Origin of the sequence: Herbiconiux solani NBRC 106740 (genome assembly GCF_001571005.1) — a bacterium.
In the GTDB taxonomy this organism is placed as follows: Bacteria; Actinomycetota; Actinomycetes; order Actinomycetales; family Microbacteriaceae; genus Herbiconiux; species Herbiconiux solani.
In genome coordinates, this window is the sequence record NZ_BCST01000003.1 from 396,144 (window position 1) to 412,895 (window position 16,752).

13 protein-coding genes and 1 pseudogene are annotated in these 16,752 nt (G+C 72.5%); 6 read left to right on the forward strand and 8 right to left on the reverse strand.

Features of this window, described 5'->3' with window-relative positions; translation table 11 throughout:
* Positions 1-74 precede the first annotated feature (74 nt).
* Complete coding sequence (locus HSO01S_RS07480; RefSeq protein WP_066039938.1) at positions 75-1,298, forward strand: LacI family DNA-binding transcriptional regulator; 1,224 nt, start codon at positions 75-77, stop codon at positions 1,296-1,298.
* Here the strand turns inward: HSO01S_RS07480 and HSO01S_RS07485 are convergent.
* Both HSO01S_RS07485 and HSO01S_RS07490 read right to left on the reverse strand, forming a co-directional pair.
* Positions 1,295-4,378, reverse strand: coding sequence for a hypothetical protein (locus tag HSO01S_RS07485; RefSeq protein WP_157078955.1), 3,084 nt, complete (start codon positions 4,376-4,378; stop codon positions 1,295-1,297). The genes HSO01S_RS07480 and HSO01S_RS07485 overlap by 4 nt on opposite strands.
* Entirely contained in the window at positions 4,371-5,063 is a 693-nt protein-coding gene (locus HSO01S_RS07490) for a hypothetical protein (RefSeq protein ID WP_066039944.1), read from the reverse strand. The genes HSO01S_RS07485 and HSO01S_RS07490 overlap by 8 nt, the downstream gene beginning before the upstream one ends.
* A 163-nt stretch (positions 5,064-5,226) precedes the next feature.
* Here HSO01S_RS07490 and HSO01S_RS07495 point away from each other — a divergent pair, with 163 nt between their 5' ends.
* Entirely contained in the window at positions 5,227-6,051 is an 825-nt protein-coding gene (locus HSO01S_RS07495) for an MBL fold metallo-hydrolase (RefSeq protein WP_066039945.1), read from the forward strand.
* A gap of 7 nt (positions 6,052-6,058) precedes the next feature.
* On the opposite strand, the pseudogene HSO01S_RS07500 reads toward HSO01S_RS07495, so the two are convergent.
* Positions 6,059-7,377: pseudogene (locus HSO01S_RS07500) on the reverse strand (MATE family efflux transporter).
* Positions 7,378-7,480: 103 nt separating this feature from the next.
* Here HSO01S_RS07500 and HSO01S_RS07505 point away from each other — a divergent pair.
* Positions 7,481-9,457: a M13 family metallopeptidase gene (locus tag HSO01S_RS07505; protein WP_066039948.1), complete on the forward strand. Its 1,977-nt coding sequence runs from the start codon at positions 7,481-7,483 to the stop codon at positions 9,455-9,457.
* A gap of 22 nt (positions 9,458-9,479) precedes the next feature.
* A complete protein-coding gene (locus HSO01S_RS07510; RefSeq protein ID WP_245635923.1) occupies positions 9,480-10,550 on the forward strand; it encodes a serine hydrolase in 1,071 nt (356 codons plus the stop codon).
* A 51-nt stretch (positions 10,551-10,601) separates the two neighbouring features.
* Here the strand turns inward: HSO01S_RS07510 and HSO01S_RS07515 are convergent, their stop codons facing one another.
* Positions 10,602-11,579, reverse strand: a complete 978-nt coding sequence (locus HSO01S_RS07515) for a LysR family transcriptional regulator (protein WP_066039950.1) — start codon at positions 11,577-11,579, stop codon at positions 10,602-10,604.
* A 92-nt stretch (positions 11,580-11,671) separates the two neighbouring features.
* Between HSO01S_RS07515 and HSO01S_RS07520 the strand changes: the two genes are divergently transcribed.
* Positions 11,672-12,772, forward strand: coding sequence for an aminotransferase class V-fold PLP-dependent enzyme (locus tag HSO01S_RS07520; RefSeq protein ID WP_066039953.1), 1,101 nt, complete (start codon positions 11,672-11,674; stop codon positions 12,770-12,772).
* Between the two features lie 73 nt (positions 12,773-12,845).
* Here the strand turns inward: HSO01S_RS07520 and HSO01S_RS07525 are convergent, their stop codons facing one another.
* The 4 genes from HSO01S_RS07525 to HSO01S_RS07540 are packed head-to-tail and all read right to left on the reverse strand — an operon-like array spanning position 12,846 to position 15,603.
* Complete coding sequence (locus HSO01S_RS07525) at positions 12,846-13,265, reverse strand: hypothetical protein (RefSeq protein ID WP_066039955.1); 420 nt, start codon at positions 13,263-13,265, stop codon at positions 12,846-12,848.
* A 3-nt stretch (positions 13,266-13,268) separates the two neighbouring features.
* On the reverse strand, positions 13,269-13,718 hold the full coding sequence (locus HSO01S_RS07530) for a hypothetical protein (RefSeq protein ID WP_066039957.1): 450 nt from the start codon (positions 13,716-13,718) through the stop codon (positions 13,269-13,271).
* 55 nt (positions 13,719-13,773) lie between these two features.
* On the reverse strand, positions 13,774-14,223 hold the full coding sequence (locus HSO01S_RS07535) for an NUDIX hydrolase (protein WP_245635924.1): 450 nt from the start codon (positions 14,221-14,223) through the stop codon (positions 13,774-13,776).
* A 9-nt stretch (positions 14,224-14,232) separates the two neighbouring features.
* Positions 14,233-15,603, reverse strand: a complete 1,371-nt coding sequence (locus HSO01S_RS07540) for a glutamyl-tRNA reductase (protein WP_084361430.1) — start codon at positions 15,601-15,603, stop codon at positions 14,233-14,235.
* Between the two features lie 57 nt (positions 15,604-15,660).
* Here HSO01S_RS07540 and hemE point away from each other — a divergent pair, with 57 nt between their 5' ends.
* A complete protein-coding gene (gene hemE, locus HSO01S_RS07545; protein ID WP_066039959.1) occupies positions 15,661-16,752 on the forward strand; it encodes a uroporphyrinogen decarboxylase in 1,092 nt (363 codons plus the stop codon).

A 16,752-nucleotide genomic window follows, 5' to 3' on the forward strand; every position in this document is an offset into this window, starting at 1 on the left:
GATGGCGCCGGTGCGGGTACTTCGGGTGATGGTCGAATCGATTCGATCGAACCGATTCGACTACGCTAGCAAGCATGCCGGGTCTGCAGCAACCTCCCCTCGCACGAGCGACGCTGCTCGACGTGGCCCAGCGTGCCGGAGTCTCGCGCTCGACGGCCTCCCTCGCCTTCAGCGGAGCCGGGCCGGTCTCGGCCGCGACCCGTGATCGCGTGATGGCGGCGGCGGCCGAGCTGGGCTACTCGGGGCCGGACCCGCGGGCACGGTCACTCCGCCAGGGGCGGTCGGGCGTGGTCGGGATCGTGTTCGACGAGACGCTGCTCGCCGCCTTCCGGGATCCGGTGAACGTGGCGACCCTCGACGGCATCGCGTCAGGACTGGGCACGGGGAGCAACGGGCTGCTGCTGCTGACGGAGGCTCCGGTGGTCGAAGCGGGGGGCTCGCTCGCGGCCGAGCAGGACAGCGAGGCCCATGCGCGCACCGCAAGCGAGGCCGCGCGCGACGCCGAGACGGCCACCGCATCCCCGTCACCCATCGAGTCCGCCGCCATCGACGCCGCCGTGCTGATGGGCTGCGCCCCCGCTTTCGGCCGCGTGGTCGAGTCGCTGCGCCGGCGCGGTGTGCCGATCGTCTCGATCGAGGGCGGCCCCGAGGCGGGAGTGGTCGACATCGCGCTCGACAACGCCGATGCCTCCGAGACGCTGGCCCGGCACCTGCACGACCTCGGACACCGCCGCGTCGCGACCGTGACCCTCGCGACCGACGTCGAGCGCCGGGCGGGTTTCGTCGACGCCGCCCGCGACGCGGCGACCACCACGACGGTCACCGCGGATCGCCTCGCCGGTCTCCGTCGGGTCTTCCCCGAGGCGGTCGCGTGGTCGTCGTCGTTCAACCTCGTCGAGGACGGCGTGGCCGCGGCCAGGGCCCTGCTCGCCGAGGCCGACCCAGAGGCCGACGCCGCCAACGGCCCCGACGCCGCCGGTGGTCGCACCGCACGGCCGGCCGCCGACCGCCCGACCGCGATCCTCGCCCAGAGCGATCTGCTCGCCGTCGGTGTGCTCCAGGTCGCCGAGGAGCTCGGCCTCGCGGTGCCCGGCGATCTCAGCGTCACCGGCTTCGACGGCGTGCGGATCGACGGCCTGGCCGGCCACGATCTCACCACCATGCGCCAGCCGGCGACCGCGAAGGGCCGGGCTGCCGGGCTCGCCGTGACCCGGATGCTGGCCGGCGAGGAGGCCGAGTCGGTGCAGTTCACCTGCGAGCTGCACCTCGGCGACACCACCGGGCCGGTCCCGGTCTAGACGGCCCGCACCGCCGGCTGACCGCGAGACCCGCCCACGAGCGAGGAGAACGGGCTGCCCGGCTGCCCGCCGCCCGAGCCCGCGCCCGCTCCGCCCGCACCCGCGCCCGTAAGCGGAGCCGGTTTGGGCGGCGGCTTCGAATCATCCGTCGTCCATTTCCCCGCGTAGATCGGGAACTCGCCCTTCAAGGTGAAGAGGGTGACCTTTCCGAGTTCCTTGCCCCAGATCGAGAGCTTCATCTTGCCCGCGAGCTCGGCGACGACCGCGAGCTTGAACTGGACGTACGCGCGCGTGTGCTCCGGAACCGTGGGAATGGCCGTCGCGACCTCGACGCCGACGGTCAGGTCGACCTTGAGCAAGCCGCTGAGACTGATCTCGGGGCCCGCGACGTCGTAGAGCTTCGAGGTCACCGCCAGCACCGGCCCGTAGGACATACTCCCGGTCGCCGAGAAGTCGGTGCCTCCGAAACCGTCCAGGAGGCTCAGCTTCGCCGTGTTCTCCGGCTCCTTCGTGAGCGTCTTGTACCCGTCCGCCTCGGTGTAGGTGAAGCCGTAGGTGTAGACCCGCTTGAACGAGAGCTCGGGCAGCGTGAGCTTCGCCTCGAGCCCGAACGACGACCGCAATGACACCCCGACGTCGTTCGTGATCACCACCGGCACCGGGCCGGCGAAGAACGAGACCGTGGGCAGCTTGTACCCGCCGAGCGCGTTCCAGGTGCCGAACTCGCGCTTGGTGCCGACCGAGAACTTCACCTGCGCGGAGCCCTTGAGGGTGGCCACGAGTTTCACGGTGAGCTCGTCCAGGTGGACCGCGGGCGGATGGAACCCCCATTCCCAGGTGAAGTGCACGTGCATCGCGAAGGTGAGGTCGACGGAGGCCTGGGCCTTGAGAGCGAGTGCGATGGCGGCCGTGTCGGTGTCGATGTCGTCCTTGTACTGGCTGTTCAGCACCGCCTCGGCCTCTTCGGGCGTCTTGGCCTTCTTCGAGACCTCCTGCACCGTCGGCAGCCCCAGCTTCGACTTCCACTCCACGAGGAGGTTCGCCTGGATGCCGAGCGAGGCGCTGAGGGTGGGCGGGGCGGCGGTCGTGAGCGTCGCCGGCGTCGCCGTCGGGCCGTCCTCGGCCGGCAGGTCGCTCAGGTCCACCTGGTCGGACGGCACGATCCACGTGCGTTCGCCCTCACCGTCGCCGTACTCGACCGGGGTGTACGGGTCGGGCTGCCCGCTCGCATCCGTGGGCTCGGGCAGCGCGGCCGGGTCGTCCTCGGCGGCCAGCTCGGCGGGATCGTCGAGTGCTTGGACCTCGTCGATGTCGACCTGGAAGAACGCGTCCTGAACGGTCGCGGGTTCGACCTGGATGCGCCAACCCGCGCCCGCGCGATCGATCGCGACCACCTTCACGAAGACGCCATCCGGGGTCGCCGTGCTCTCAGCACCCACGACCACGTCACCCGGGGCGAAGGTGGGCTCGACGTCGAGGGTCAGCTCGGTGTCGCTGACCTTGTGCAGCGTCTGCTGCGCGGGGTCGCGGTTGAAGACGTGGGTCTCGGGCGAGGTGACGGTGTCGTCGGGATCGACGGCCTCGACGTCGATGGTCACGTCGTCCGAGGCGCTGTGATCGGCTCGGTCGAACACCGTCGCGGTGTACCGGAAACTGCCGTCGCGCGGCGCGGACGCGTCGAACTCCCAGTGGCTGCCGGCGGCATCCGTGCGCACGTCGGCGGTGCCGATCAGGCCGTCGGGTCCGCTGACCTCGACCCGGTCGACGGCCGAGCCCGGCGTCGTCAGGTCGCCCGAGAGGGTGAAGTAGCCGTGGTCGCCGAGGTCGATATCGTGGCCGTCGTCGTGCGAGTCGATCGAGATCGTGGGAGCGGCGTCGTGCGGGCGGCTCTGCTCGGCGCCGAGGATGTCGCCGACCGGCGCCCAGGAGACCTCGGCCTCGCCGCGGCGGAGAGTGAGGAACGCCGAATCGCTGTCGGCAGCGGTCAGCATCAGCTGCGGGATCGCGCCGGCCCCCCGGTCGACGACGGCGCCACGTCCGCGACCCCGGTAGTCGGGGCCGAGGTCGAGGAAGGTGGTCTCGGGTGCGCCCTTCGCGGTCACCATCGCCGTCGCGGAGACGAGCCCGATCGTGTACTCGGCATCCGTCGTCCGCGCGAGGTGCGCCTCGAGCGGTTGTCCCTCGCGCACGGTGGTCGTCGCGCCGTCGGTGGCGTCGGCGGTCGAGACGAAGCTGCCGGGCAGGTTGAGCTGCGACGACTGGTCGGGCGCGTCCGGGATCCAGCCCGACACGAACAGCTGCAGCTGGGCCTGCGACTCGCTCGAGCTGACCCCCACGGCGCCGTTCTCGTCCAGCGGCGCGATCGTGGTCAGGGCGGTGCGGCCGGTGGGGATCGGGAGGCGCTGCCCACCGATCGCGATCGTGGTGGCGCGGTCGGTGTTCACGACGAGGGTGGCGTAGACGGCGCGCACGTTCTCGCTCGGCACCCCGCCGAGACCGACGGCCCCGACGGTGACCTCGTCGGCACCGACAGCGGATGCGGCCAGGCCGGCGGCCGTGTCGGCCCGCAGCACCGGCGCATCCAGAGCGATCATCGACCCGGGCAGCGACGGGTTCGACTCGAAGCCGGCCAGCACGTCGACGCGCACCGCGACCGGCTGATCGGCCCAGAGCTGCACCGCGCCGTCGTGCACCGGCAGCAGGAGGGTCGTGGATGCCGAGGTCGCCGCGGCGACCTCGAGGGCCGGCACCCCGCCCGAGCGGTAGACCGTCGTGGCGGCCGGGGCCGAGAGAGCCGAGATCCGCACGAGGGCCGAGCCGAAGCCGGTCACGGCGGAGCCGAGACCGACGGTCGAGCCGGGGGTGGTCGAGAGGGCGCTGCCGCGGCCGATCTCGGAGTCGATCACCGGCACTGTTCCGGGCTGGGACACGCGGTGTCCGATGGTGCCGGCGACGACGACGGAGGGCAGCTCGGGGGCGGCGGCCGGCGCGGCGGCGGCGGTCGTGACCGATGAGAGCACGACGGCCGAGGTGGCGAGGACCGCGACGGCGGTGGCGACGAAGCGGCGCATCTCAGGCACCCGCCTTCGCGTCGAGGGCGGGTCGTCGGTCGTGCCGACGGCCCGACAGGGCGCGCAGGGCGAAGGCGCCGGCTCCGGCCAGGATCGCCGCGAGGGCGAGACCCAGGGGGGTGAACGGCTCGGGGGCTCCGGTCGCCGCGAGATTTCCGCGGGTGCCGGTGGTCGTGGGCTTGTCGCCGGACGGGACGACCGTGACCGCTGCGGGGTCGTCGGAGCCTCCCGGCATCCCGAGGCCCGGCACGTTCAGCCGCTCGCTCGAGCTCGCGAGCACGTCGCCGCTCGCATCCAGCACGGTCAGGGCCGCGTCCGGGGTGCTCGTCGGGTTGCCGGGCGCCGATTCGACGCTCACCTCGAGGCGTCCGGCGGTGACCGGGAGCTCGCCGTGGAGGCCGAACGTCGTCCCCGTGAGGTCGATCTCGCGCCACACACCGTCGCCCAGGCGGGCGCTGACCTCGAGCGCCGCCGGCGGGAGACCGGCCTGCTCGAACTCGATCCAGGCAACGGACGCTCCCGCGGGGGCGTCGATCCGCAGCGTCGCGGTGTGTGCGTCGCCGGCCGTAACGGCGGGATCAGCGGCGAAGGCGACTGGCGCCAAGGCCGCGGGCGAGGCGATCGCCGCGAGCGTGAGTGCGGCCGAGGCGGCCGCCAGGATCCCGGCGCGACGGCGCGGTCGGATTCTGGACATCGGTGTTCTCCCCCTGGGCGCGGTCCGACCGGCGCCCGAAAGCAGCAGGCTAACAGCCGGGTCGACAGCCTCGGTAGCCCGCGTTCGGGTGACCGGGGGACCGGTCAAGGGCGAACAGGGACAGGCGGACGACCAGGCACAGGCGACCAGGGACAATGGGAGCATGCTGCTCACCGTGCTCGGAACCGCCACCCCGTATCCGCAGCCCGGAAACGCCTGCTCGGGCTACCTGGTGCAGAGCGGCGGCCCGCTGAGCGGCGACCGGCAGAGCGGCGGCCCGCTGAGCGGCGGGGCCGACGCCCAGCCCCGCGCCACGATCTGGGTGGATGCCGGCACCGGCACCCTCGCCGAGCTGCAGCGCCACACCCGGCTCGCCGACCTCGACGCCATCTGGATCTCGCACCGGCACGCCGACCACACCGCCGACCTGCTGGTCGCCTACTACGCTCTCCGCTTCTCCGAGCTCGCGCCCAAGCGCCCCGTCCGGCTGATCGGGCCGGAAGGACTGCTCGATCGGCTCGCCGCCTTCCTCGGCCCGAACGCCGCGGCCCTCCTGCCGGAGGTCTTCGATTTCACCCCGATGAGCGGATGGGGCGAGACCGAGGTCGGCCCGCTCGCGCTGGCCTGGGGGCCGGTGCAGCACGGCGTGCCCGCCTTCGGCCTGACGGTCGCCGAGAACGGTCGCCGCCTGGCCTACTCGGGCGACTCGGCGCCGTGCATCTCGCTCGAGGAGCTGGCGGAGGATGCCGACCTGCTGCTGATCGAGGCCGGGTACGCGGAGGCGCCGGCCGGCTCCGAGACCGCAGAGGCGCCCGCCCACCACACCCCTGAGGATGCGGGGCGCACCGCGAGCCAGGCCCGGGCGGCCCGGCTGGTGCTCACGCACATCGCGAACGAGGTGACGCCCGCGGTCGCGGTGAGGCGAGCATCCGCTCACTTCGACGGGCCGCTCGAGGCGGCCGCCCCGGGCTCGGTCTACGAGATCTGACGCCGGTTCAGGCCGGCGCGCCGGTCACGATCCAGCGCGTGCCGCGAGCGCGCAGCCCCAGGGTGAGCGCCCGCGCGCTCATGTAACCGAAGCCGAACGCGGCCCAGAGCCACACGAGCCCGGCGGCGCCCTCGGGCCGGAGGATGCCGACCGCGAGGAGCAACGGGCTGTACAGCGCGAGCGTCACGAGCCCGGCGATCGCGAGGTACCGGGCGTCGCCCGCGCCGATCAGCACGCCGTCGAGCACGAAGACGAAGCCGGCCAGCGGGATGCCCGCGGCCATCACGAGGAGCGTCACGGTGAGGGCATCCTGCACCGCCGGATCGGGGCTGAACACCGGCCCGGCGAACGGGGCGGCCAGGGCCAGCAGCCCTCCGAGCACGACGCCCGAGACCACGCCCCAGCCGATCAGCCGCCGGGTCACCGCCGCGACCCGGGGCACGTCGGCGGAGCCGAGCCCGTGCCCGATCATCGCCTGCCCGGCCACCGCGAGGGCGTCGAGGATGAACGCGAGGGTCGAGAAGATCGTCAGAGCGATCTGGAAGGCGCCGAGCTGCACCACTCCGAGCGACGAGGCCACGACCACCGACGCCAGCAGTGCCGCGCGGAGGCTCGCGGTGCGCAGGAACAGCCAGCCGCCGGAGGCCGCGGCTCCGCTGACGCCGTCGAACCCGGGGCGGAGCGACACCCCCGTCGAGCGCGCGGCCCGCACCGCGATCACGACGTAGACCGCGCCATCGCCCACTGGGCGACGACCGTGCCGGCCGCCGACCCGGCGATGCCCCAGCCGGCGCCGTAGATCAGCACCGCGTTGAGCGCGGCGTTCGCGGCGAAGCCGGCCACGGCGACGATCAGCGGGGTGCGGGTGTCTTGGAGCCCGCGGAGGAGGCCGGTCGCGGCGATGACCACAAGCATCCCGGGCAGCCCGATCAGCGAGATCGTGAGGTACGTGGTGGCCTCGTCGCTGACGGCCGCGGTCGAGCCGAACAGCTGCACGAGCGGGCCGGCGGCGGGCCAGGCGAGAAGCGCGAGCACGACACCGATGCCGAGGGCCAGCCACATGCCGTCGATGCCGGCCTTGATCGCGCCGGGCCGGTCGCCCCCGCCGAGCCGCCGCGCCACGGCCGGGGTCGTGGCGTAGGCCAGGAAGATCAGGAGCCCGACCGCGGTCTGCAGGATGGCGCTCGCGACGCCGAGCCCGGCGAGCGGGTCGGCGCCGAGGTGCCCGACGAGGGCGGTGTCGGTCAGGAGGAACAGCGGCTCGGCGACCAGTGCGCCGAGCGCCGGGACCGCGAGCCGGAGGATGTCGCGGTCGATGGGCAGCACCCGTCAAGCCTAGGACCGGGGGCGCGGAGGCCCGTCGGCCAGGGGACGGGCCGGGGTGAAGATCTCCCGGCCCGGTGTCGGCCCGGGTGCGTAGAGTTGCCGTGTGACTGCATCCGGAATCGACCTCGCCGAACTCGACCCCGCCATCCGCCCGCAGGACGACCTGTACAGGCACGTCAACGGCAAGTGGATCGAACGCACCGAGATCCCCGACGACAAGGCCCGCTTCGGCTCGTTCTACGAGCTCGCCGAGGAGGCCGAGAAGGCCGTGCGCCAGATCGTCGAGGAGGCCCAGCAGGCCCCCGAGGGCACCGAGATGAGGAAGTTCGGCGACCTCTACACGAGCTTCATGGACGAGGAGCGCATCGAGCAGCTCGGCGCCCAGCCCATCGCCCCCCAGCTCGCCCTGGTCGACGCGATCGACGACCTCCCCTCGTTCGCCACGACCCTGGGCCGCCTCGAGCGGCAGGGCATCGGCGGGTTCCTCCGCTACGGCGTCGACAACGACCCCGGGCAGCCCGACCGCTACCTCGTCTTCATCGGCCAGGGCGGCATCTCGCTGCCCGACGAGAGCTACTACCGCGACGAGAAGTTCGCCTCCGTGCGCGAGGCCTACCTCGGCCACATCCAGCGGATGTTCGAGCTCGCCGGCCTCGACGACGCCCCGGGTCGCTCCCAGCGCGTCTTCGACCTCGAGACCCGGATCGCCGCCTCGCACTGGGACAACGTGCGCACCCGCGACGCGCAGGCCACCTACAACCCGATGACCTGGCAGCAGTTCCTCGACCTGCCCGGCGGCACGGTGACCGACGCCGACGGCGTCTCGCTCTACGAGCTCTGGCGGGAGGCGCTCGGCGCCGACACCGGCGTCTTCTCCGAGGTCGTGGTGCAGGAGCCGAGCTTCATCGAGGGCGTCTCGGCGACCCTCGCCGGCGAGCCCCTCGACAGCTGGAAGGACTGGCTGGCGTGGAAGATCGTGCACGGCTGGGCCCCCTACCTCTCCACCGACTTCGTCGAGGAGAACTTCGACTTCTACGCCCGCACCCTCACCGGCACGCCCAGCATGCGTGCGCGGTGGAAGCGCGGGGTCTCGCTCGTCGAGGGCGTCATGGGCGAAGCGGTCGGCCGCATCTATGTGGAGCGCCACTTCCCGCCGACCGCGAAGGCCGCGATGGACGTGCTCGTGGCCAACCTGATCGAGGCCTACCGCGACTCGATCTCGACCCTCGAGTGGATGAGCCCGGCCACCCGCGAGAAGGCCCTCGAGAAGCTCGACAAGTTCACGCCCAAGATCGGCTTCCCGGCGAAGTGGCGCGACTACTCCACGCTCGAGATCGACCCGACCGACCTGATCGCGAACATCCGCGCCACCAGCGAGTTCGAGTTCCAGCGCGAGCTCGGCAAGATCGGCAAGCCGCTCGACCGCGACGAGTGGTTCATGACGCCGCAGACGATCAACGCGTACTACAACCCCGGTTTCAACGAGATCGTGTTCCCCGCCGCCATCCTGCAGTACCCGTTCTTCGACGAGTCGCGGGATGCGGCGGCCAACTACGGCGCGATCGGCGCCGTGATCGGGCACGAGATCGGCCACGGCTTCGACGACCAGGGCTCGCGCTTCGACGGCGACGGCCGCCTGATCGACTGGTGGACCGAGGCCGACCGCGAGGCCTTCGACAAGCGCACCTCGTCGCTGATCGCGCAGTACGATGCGCTCGCCCCGGCCCAGGTGCCCGACCAGCACGTCAACGGCGCGCTGACGATCGGCGAGAACATCGGCGACCTCGGTGGTCTCGGCATCGCCTGGAAGGCGTACCTGCTGTCGCTCGACGGCGAGGAGCCGCCCGTGATCGACGGGCTCACCGGTGCGCAGCGCTTCTTCCTCTCCTGGGCGCAGGCCTGGCAGCAGAAGTCGCGCGACGCCGAGGTCATCCGCCTGCTCTCGATCGACCCGCACTCGCCGAACGAGTTCCGCGCCAATCAGATCGTGCGCAACATCGACGAGTTCTACGAGGCCTTCGACGTCGATTCACACGACGATCTCTGGTTGGACCCAGCTGAGCGTGTGACGATCTGGTAGCCGACCGAGGAGACGCCAGAGCATGCCTGATTCCATCCGCCCGGAGTCGACGCGCCGGAGTGCGCGGGCCGAGCGGTCGGAACGCGAGGAGCTCGCTCCCCGCGGCCGGCGGTCGGGGGCGGTCGACGACGGCGGCGGGATCTTCCGCAAGGGTTTCGCGTCGCTGACCGAGCTGGCCCTCTCGGGGGTGCAGGTCACGGCGTGCGCCGTCGATCTCGACTCGGGCAAGGTGCTGTTCTCGGTCGACGACCATCTGTCGGTGCCGACCGCGTCGATCGGCAAGGTGCTGCTGCTGATCGAGGTCGCGGCACGGATCGTGGCGCGGGACGGGCGGGCTGGGGGCGCTTCTGGGCCTGGCTCGGGTGGTGGTTCCGGTTCTGGTTCCCGTTCGGGCTCGGGGTCGGGCTCTGGCTCCGACTCCGATGACCCGCTAGGCCGGGCCGTTCGCCCGGCGCCCGGGGCCGAGGCGCTCAGCATCCTCAACCGCACGGCCGGCGACTCGGTCGGCGACTCCGGCCTCTGGCAGCACCTCCAGGTGCCCGCTCTCCCGGTGGCCGACCTCGCCGCGCTGATCGGCTCGACCAGCGACAACCTCGCCACGAACGTGTTGCTGCGCCGGGTGGGGCTGGATGCGGTACGCGCGCGGGCCGAATCGCTGGGCCTCCGCCGCACGCTGCTGCTCGACATCGTGCGCGACGAGCGGGGTCCGGATGACGCGCCCCAGCTCTCCGTCGGCTCCGCGCGCGAGCTCGCCACCCTCTTCCGCCGGCTGCACCGCGGCGAGGTGGTCGACGAGACCACCAGCGCCCTCGTGCGCAGCTGGCTGCGACTCAACGCCGATCTGTCGATGGTGGCCGGTGCCTTCGGGCTCGATCCGCTCGCCCACACCGGCACCGACCACGGCATCACGCTCTACAACAAGACGGGCACGGATGCGGGGGTGCGGTCCGAGGTCGGCGTCGTCACCGGGCCGAACGGCGGGGTCGCGTACGCGGTGACCATGCGGTTCAACGACGCGGAGCTGCTCGGGCGGCTCGCGGTGCTCGAGGGCATGCGCACGCTCGGCGTCGACTTCCTGGAGTACATCTACTGAGGCCGGTCGGCGCGCGGGCAGGCGGGCGCGCGCTCACCCGCTCACTCGCGGCTAGGCGCGCGGATCGCTCTCGAGGAGCAGCCGGAGCGTCTCGCCGACCGCGGGGATGTGGTCGGCGCCGGGCCGGGTGACGGCGACGAGCATCCGGTGGTCGTCTCCCGTGGTGGGCAGGGCGACGACCCCGGCCGGCAGGGGAGACGCGGTCAGCGCGAGTGCGGGGAGCAGGGCGACCCCGAGACCCGAGGCGACCATGCTCATCACCGCGACGACGTTGTCGGTCTCGAAACCGATCGCGGGGGCGAAGCCGCTGCGCGCGCAGCTGGCGAGGAGGTGGCCGCGGCAGCGGGGGCAGCCGGCGATCCAGTTCTCTCCGCGGAGGGCGGCGAGGTCGACGCGGCCGGCGGACGTGCCCGTGTCTCCGCCTGCGCTCGCGGCGGCCTGCACGACCGGGTGCTCCTCGGGCGCCAGCACGAGGATCTCGTCCCGCCCCAGCGTCTGCACGGTGAGCCCCTCCGCGCCCGCCTGGAACGGGTCGTCGCGGTCGCCCGGGTAGTGGAAGGCGATCGCGAGATCGCTCTCGCCGTCGCGCACTGCGGCGACCGCCTCGGGCGGCTCGGCCTCGACGTAGGTGAACCGGACGCCCTCGTGCGCCGCCCCCATCCGCCGGATCAGCCGCGGCACGATCGTCGACGACGCCGAGGGGAAGGCCGCCAGCCGAACCCGGCCGGAGCGCAGGCCCGAGAGGTCCGAGAGCTCGCCGGCCGCCGCATCCAGGGCGCCGATCACGGCGACGGCGTGCCGGGCGACGACCTCGCCCGCATCCGTGAGCCGGATGCCGCGGCCCGCGCGGGTGACCAGTGGCATCCCGAGCCGGGCCTCGACGCGTTTGAGCTGTTGGCTCACGGCGGGCTGGCTGTAGCCGAGAACCGTGGCCGCGCGGGTGATCGAGCCGTACTCGGCGATCGCGCCGATCACCCGCAGCGTCTGCGAATCGAGGTCGAAGGCACCGGGCGGCGGGGCGAGGCTCATGATCGAACCCTACCGGACGCATAACGCGAGGTTATGGATGCCATGATCGACCGGGGATTGTTGAATCGATCGCGCTCCGGGATCCTGGAGGCATGAGCCCGACCGACGCTTCTGCCCTCCTCGGTTCGGCCGAGCGTCTCGGCCTGGACGACCTGCAGTCCCGTTTCGACGCCCGGCCCGGTTACCTGGCCGCGTGCACCGCGGGCATCCCGCCGCGCGAGACGGTCACGGCGTTGGCCGCCGATCTCGCCGAGTGGTCGGGCGGCCACCGCGGCCTCGCGGGCTACGGCCTCGCGGTCGAGGAGGCCCGGGCGGCCTTCGCGCGCCTGGTCGGCGTGCCGGCCGAGCAGGTCGCGACCGGGTCTCAGGTCTCGGTGACCACGGGCATGATCGCGGCGTCGCTGCCCGGGGGCTCCGAGGTGCTGGTGGTCGACGGCGACTTCAGCTCGATGGTCTTCCCGTTCTTGGTGCAGCAGCAGCGGGGGCGCCTGACGGTGCGCTGCGTTCCGCTCGACGAGCTCGCCGCGGCGATCGGGCCGTCGACCACCCTGGTCTCGTTCTCGCTGGTGCAGTCGGCGACCGGCGCGCTCGCCGACGCCGACGCGATCGTCGAGGCGGCCGCGCGGCACGGCGCCGCGACCTACTGCGACACCACGCAGGCGGCGGGGTGGATGCCCGTGGACGCGTCGCGCTACGACGTCACCGTCTGCCACGCCTACAAGTGGCTCTGCTCGCCGCGCGGCGCCTCGTTCATGACGGTGACCCCCGAGTTCGCCGAGCGTCTCGTGCCGGTGGATGCCGGCTGGTACGCGGGCGACGAGGTCTGGGGCTCCTGCTACGGCCCCGGGATGCAGTTGGCCGCGACGGCCCGCCGCTTCGACGTCTCGCCGGCCTGGCCCGTCTGGATCGGGGCGGCCCGCTCGCTCGAACTCTTCGCCTCAGCCGACCTCGAGGCCGTCCGCGCCCATGACGTCGGCCTCGCAGACGAGCTGCGCTCGTGGCTCGGCCTCCCGGTCGGCGGCTCGACCGGCTCGACCCCGATCGTGTCTTGGCCGGACCCCGACGGCAGCGCCTTCGCCGCCCTGACGGCGGCGGGCATCGCCGCCTCCTCCCGCGCCGGTCGCGCGCGCGTCGCCTTCCACCTCTGGAACACCCCCGCCGACGTGGCCCTGGTGAAGACGGCCCTCGCCTGATTCCGTCCCGGGTCGATTAGATTCCGGTCGTGCGGGAGGCTGAGACACCCGCGGCCGGCTCGATCTGCGTGGCTCAGTCGAGCTCGAGCTCGAGCTCGAGGTCGAGCTCGCAATGATCGACAGCGCTGGCTGCCCTGAACCGGCCCTGCGCCCCGGCAATGCTCTCGACGTCCCACTGCCAGACCTTCTGGGGTGCTATGCCTGAGCCGCCGGGGAAGATGCGACCTTCCTTCGTGGACAAGTCTCCGGGCGGCTCAACGGAGATCTCCGCGAGAAAGGACTCGGCATCCGACAGTGGCGGAGACTGCTGGTCGGGCTCGCTCCCTCGACTGCTCACGACCCATCGATAGAGGTTCGTGGCGGACGCCTGGACGGGATCGGTGGTGATCGCACTCTCGACGGCCGCCGCCGCGATGAACACGCTTCCGCCCTCGTAGGCCACCCGCAGCATCGCGTCGACGCCCGACGACGTCTTCAGGGTCGCGACATCCATGCGTCAGTCGACCCAGGTGGGGGAGTTGTCCTTCGTGGGGTCGTGCGTGCCGAGGGGGCGAAGCGGGTCCGTGCCGTCCCTGATCACGAGGACGCCTCTGATGCCGAAGTACAGCGCGACCACCCCGCACAGGAAGAGCACCCCTCGCGCCACGGGTGCGAGCGACGGCCAGCCGAGCAGGATCACGGCGGCCACGACCACGATCACCGCCGTCCCGGTCGTGATCAGGATGCCCTGCCGCAGGCGGCGACGCGGTTCGATGTACGGGCGCATGTAGGACGGGTTGGCGTTGGAGGTGCCGCCATGATCGTCGTACCGCACCTTGATCGCGCCCTCCCGAACCGAGGCGACCGTGCCGATCCGGGCGCGTTCGCCCGGCTTTCGCCAGACCCGCACCCGATCGCCCTCGGCGTAGCGGCGACGGCGCTGCTGATCCATCTCGTTCTTGGCCATGATGACTCCCCCGTCGAATCGCTCGGCACTTCTTCCAGACTAGGTGACCGAGCTTTCAGTCGATCAGGTCGAGCGCGGCCAGGCGGCGGAGGGTCTCGGCCCCCGCGGGCGGGCAGCGGTACTCGTCGGCCGTGGTGACCCAGTGCAGGGCGTCGACCTCGCTCGAGGCGACCGGAGCATCCGGAGTCGTGCCACCGAACACCTGCATGTCGACCAGGCGCCCGTCGGGCTCACCGTGGGCCTGTACCGAGACCGAGAACAGCGGCTCGAGCGACTCGGGGTCGATGCGCACGCCCACCTCCTCGAAGGCCTCGCGCGCGGCGGCCTGCCGGGCGGTCTCGCCGGCGTCGATCTTGCCGCCGGGCAGGTAGACGACGTCGCGGCCGCGGGCGGTGACCATCAGCAGCCGGCGGTCACGGATGAGGGCGAGCGCGGCGACCCGGATCGGCTCCATCCCGGCGCCGTTCCGCGACGCGGTCGCGTCTTCGTCGTGCGGCACGGCCACCACGGCGGGTCAGGCCTGAGCGCGGCGGGGGGCGTCGAGGTCGGGCGTGATCGCGATCGGATGCGCGGCCGGAGCAGCGGCCCCAGCAGCGGCCCCGGCAGCAGCAGCGGCGCCAGCGGCAGAGCCCGCCGCACCGAGCCCGAACAGCGTCTCGACCGCCGCGAAGACCTCGTCGGCCCGGCCGTCACGAGCGAGCTCGCGAGCGCGAACCGACGGCGCGTGCAGGATGACGCCCACGAGGTGGCGCAGCGCACGCTCCGTCTCGGTCGCCTGCTCGCCGCGCGCCCGGGAGCGCTCGATCTCGGCGTCGAGGAGGTCGAACAGGTGCGAGCGCAGCGCGACGACGGCCGGCGTGACCTCGGCCTCGGCCTTGCCCGCGCGGTACTCGGCGGCGGCCTGGTCGACCAGCGCACGCGCATCCGACTCGGCGTTCAGCTCGTCGAGCGGGGCGTGCAGGCTGATCGTCTCGAGGTCGAGCAGCTCGGCACCGGCCGAGGCGACGGTCGACACGTCGGGGTCGACGTTGCGGGGCAAGCCCAGGTCGATCACGAGCCGGCGGGTGAAGGCGCCGGGGAGCTCCATGGCGGCCGCGAGGTGGGCCGCATCGAGCACGACCGTCTCGACGGTGCTGCAGGTGATCACGACGTCGGCGGTGGCGAGCGCCTCGAGGTAGCCCTCGGCGGGCACGGGCACCAGGTCTTGCTTGGCGGCGAAGGTCACGGCGCGACCGGACGGCGAGTAGACACGGATGTCGGTGACCCCGCGGTCGCGGAGGTTGGCGAGGGTGACGCGGGCATACTGACCGGTGCCGACGAGCAGCACGCGCGTGCGCGCCCAGTCGGTGACCCGGCTCTCGGCCAGGTCGAGCGCGAGGCGGGCGAGCGAGCGACCGGCTCCGCCGAGCCCGGTCTTCGTCTTGACACCGCGGGAGGTGTGGGCCGCACGCTGGAAGAGCCGCTCGAGCGACGACGACGTCGTGCCCTCGATGCGGGCGGTGCTGAGGGCACGCTTGACCTGACCGGCGATCTCGTCCTCACCGACGACGACCGACTCGAGCCCGGACGACACCGCGAAGAGGTGGTCGGCCACGCCGTCGCCGCAGAGCACGGTGAGGCTGTCGCGCAGCTCGGCGACATCCGTGCCCGACGCCGCGCCGAAGCTCTCGGCGGCCTGCTCGACGGCCAGGGTGACCCCGGCCGTCAGCGGCTCGTCGATGTCGAGGTAGGCCTCGAAGCGGTTGCAGGTGGCCAGCACGACCGCGCCCTGCACGAAATCGCTCTCGGCCACGAGGCTCTTGGCCACATCGGCGGTGCCCACCGACAGCTTCTCGAGGAGGTCGAAGCTCGCGTTCCGGTGGTTCGCGGTCAGGCAGATGAGCACTGCCCAAGTCTAAACCCGCCCAGCGGCACCGGATGTCGGCCGCCGTAAGATGTGCCAGTGACTCTGCCCGCAACCCACCCCCTGCTCGACGGCCGCACCGCATCCTCCCCGCTCGTCACCACCTACCGGGGCACCCGCGGGCCCGTGACCCCGGTCTGGTTCATGCGACAGGCCGGGCGCTCGCTGCCCGAGTACCGCGAGCTGCGCGTGGGCACCCGGATGCTCGACGCCTGCCTCGACCCCGCGATGGCGAGCGAGATCACGCTCCAGCCCGTGCGCCGGCACCACGTCGACGCGGGCATCTTCTTCAGTGACATCGTCATCCCGTTGAAGCTCGCGGGCGTCGACGTCGAGATCGTGCCGGGGCGCGGGCCGGTGCTCGGCAAGCCCGTGCGCACCCTCGCCGACGTGCAGGCGCTGCCGGCTCCGGATGGCGCCGACTTCAGCGCCATTCAGGCCGGCGTCGCGCTCACCGTCGCCGAGCTGGGCAGCACCCCGCTGATCGGCTTCGCGGGCGCGCCCTTCACCCTCGCGGCCTACCTGGTCGAGGGCGGGCCGTCGAAGGACCACATCCGGGCGCGCACCCTCATGCACGCCGACCCCGAGGCCTGGGAAGGCCTCCTCTCCTGGGCCGCCGACGTCACCGGCCGCTTCCTCCGAGCGCAGCTCGAGGCGGGCGCGAGCGCGGCGCAGCTGTTCGACTCCTGGGTCGGATCGCTCTCGAAGGCCGACTACGTCGAACGCGTCGCCCCGTTCTCCCGCGCCGCTCTCGCTCCCATCCGCGATCTCGACGTGCCGGTCGTGCACTTCGGCGTCGGCAGCGGCGAGGTCTTGAAAGAGATGCACGAGGTCGGTGCCGACGTCGTGGGCGTCGACTGGCGCATCCCTCTGGATGTCGCCTCCGCCCGCCTGGGCGGCGGGGTGACCGTGCAGGGCAACGTCGACCCGGCACTGCTCGCCGCGCCCTGGCCGGTGCTCGAGGCGCACGTGCTCGACGTGCTGCGCCGCGGACGGAGCGCCCCCGCCCACGTGCTCAACCTCGGCCACGGGGTTCCGCCCGAGACCGACCCCGACGTGCTGAGCCGGATCGTCGCGCTCGTGCACGAGCAGGGTTCGGCCGCCGAGGATCTCGAGGTCGAGGAGGCCTGA

Excerpts from the sequence above, each read along its gene's own strand:
- HSO01S_RS07480 (WP_066039938.1), top strand. The coding sequence starts at position 75 with ATGCCGGGTCTGCAGCAACCTCCCCTCGCACGAGCGACGCTGCTCGAC.
- HSO01S_RS07490 (WP_066039944.1), bottom strand. The coding sequence starts at position 5,063 with ATGTCCAGAATCCGACCGCGCCGTCGCGCCGGGATCCTGGCGGCCGCC.
- HSO01S_RS07495 (WP_066039945.1), top strand. The coding sequence starts at position 5,227 with ATGCTGCTCACCGTGCTCGGAACCGCCACCCCGTATCCGCAGCCCGGA.
- HSO01S_RS07510 (WP_245635923.1), top strand. The coding sequence starts at position 9,480 with ATGCCTGATTCCATCCGCCCGGAGTCGACGCGCCGGAGTGCGCGGGCC.
- HSO01S_RS07515 (WP_066039950.1), bottom strand. The coding sequence starts at position 11,579 with ATGAGCCTCGCCCCGCCGCCCGGTGCCTTCGACCTCGATTCGCAGACG.
- HSO01S_RS07520 (WP_066039953.1), top strand. The coding sequence starts at position 11,672 with ATGAGCCCGACCGACGCTTCTGCCCTCCTCGGTTCGGCCGAGCGTCTC.
- HSO01S_RS07525 (WP_066039955.1), bottom strand. The coding sequence starts at position 13,265 with ATGGATGTCGCGACCCTGAAGACGTCGTCGGGCGTCGACGCGATGCTG.
- HSO01S_RS07530 (WP_066039957.1), bottom strand. The coding sequence starts at position 13,718 with ATGGCCAAGAACGAGATGGATCAGCAGCGCCGTCGCCGCTACGCCGAG.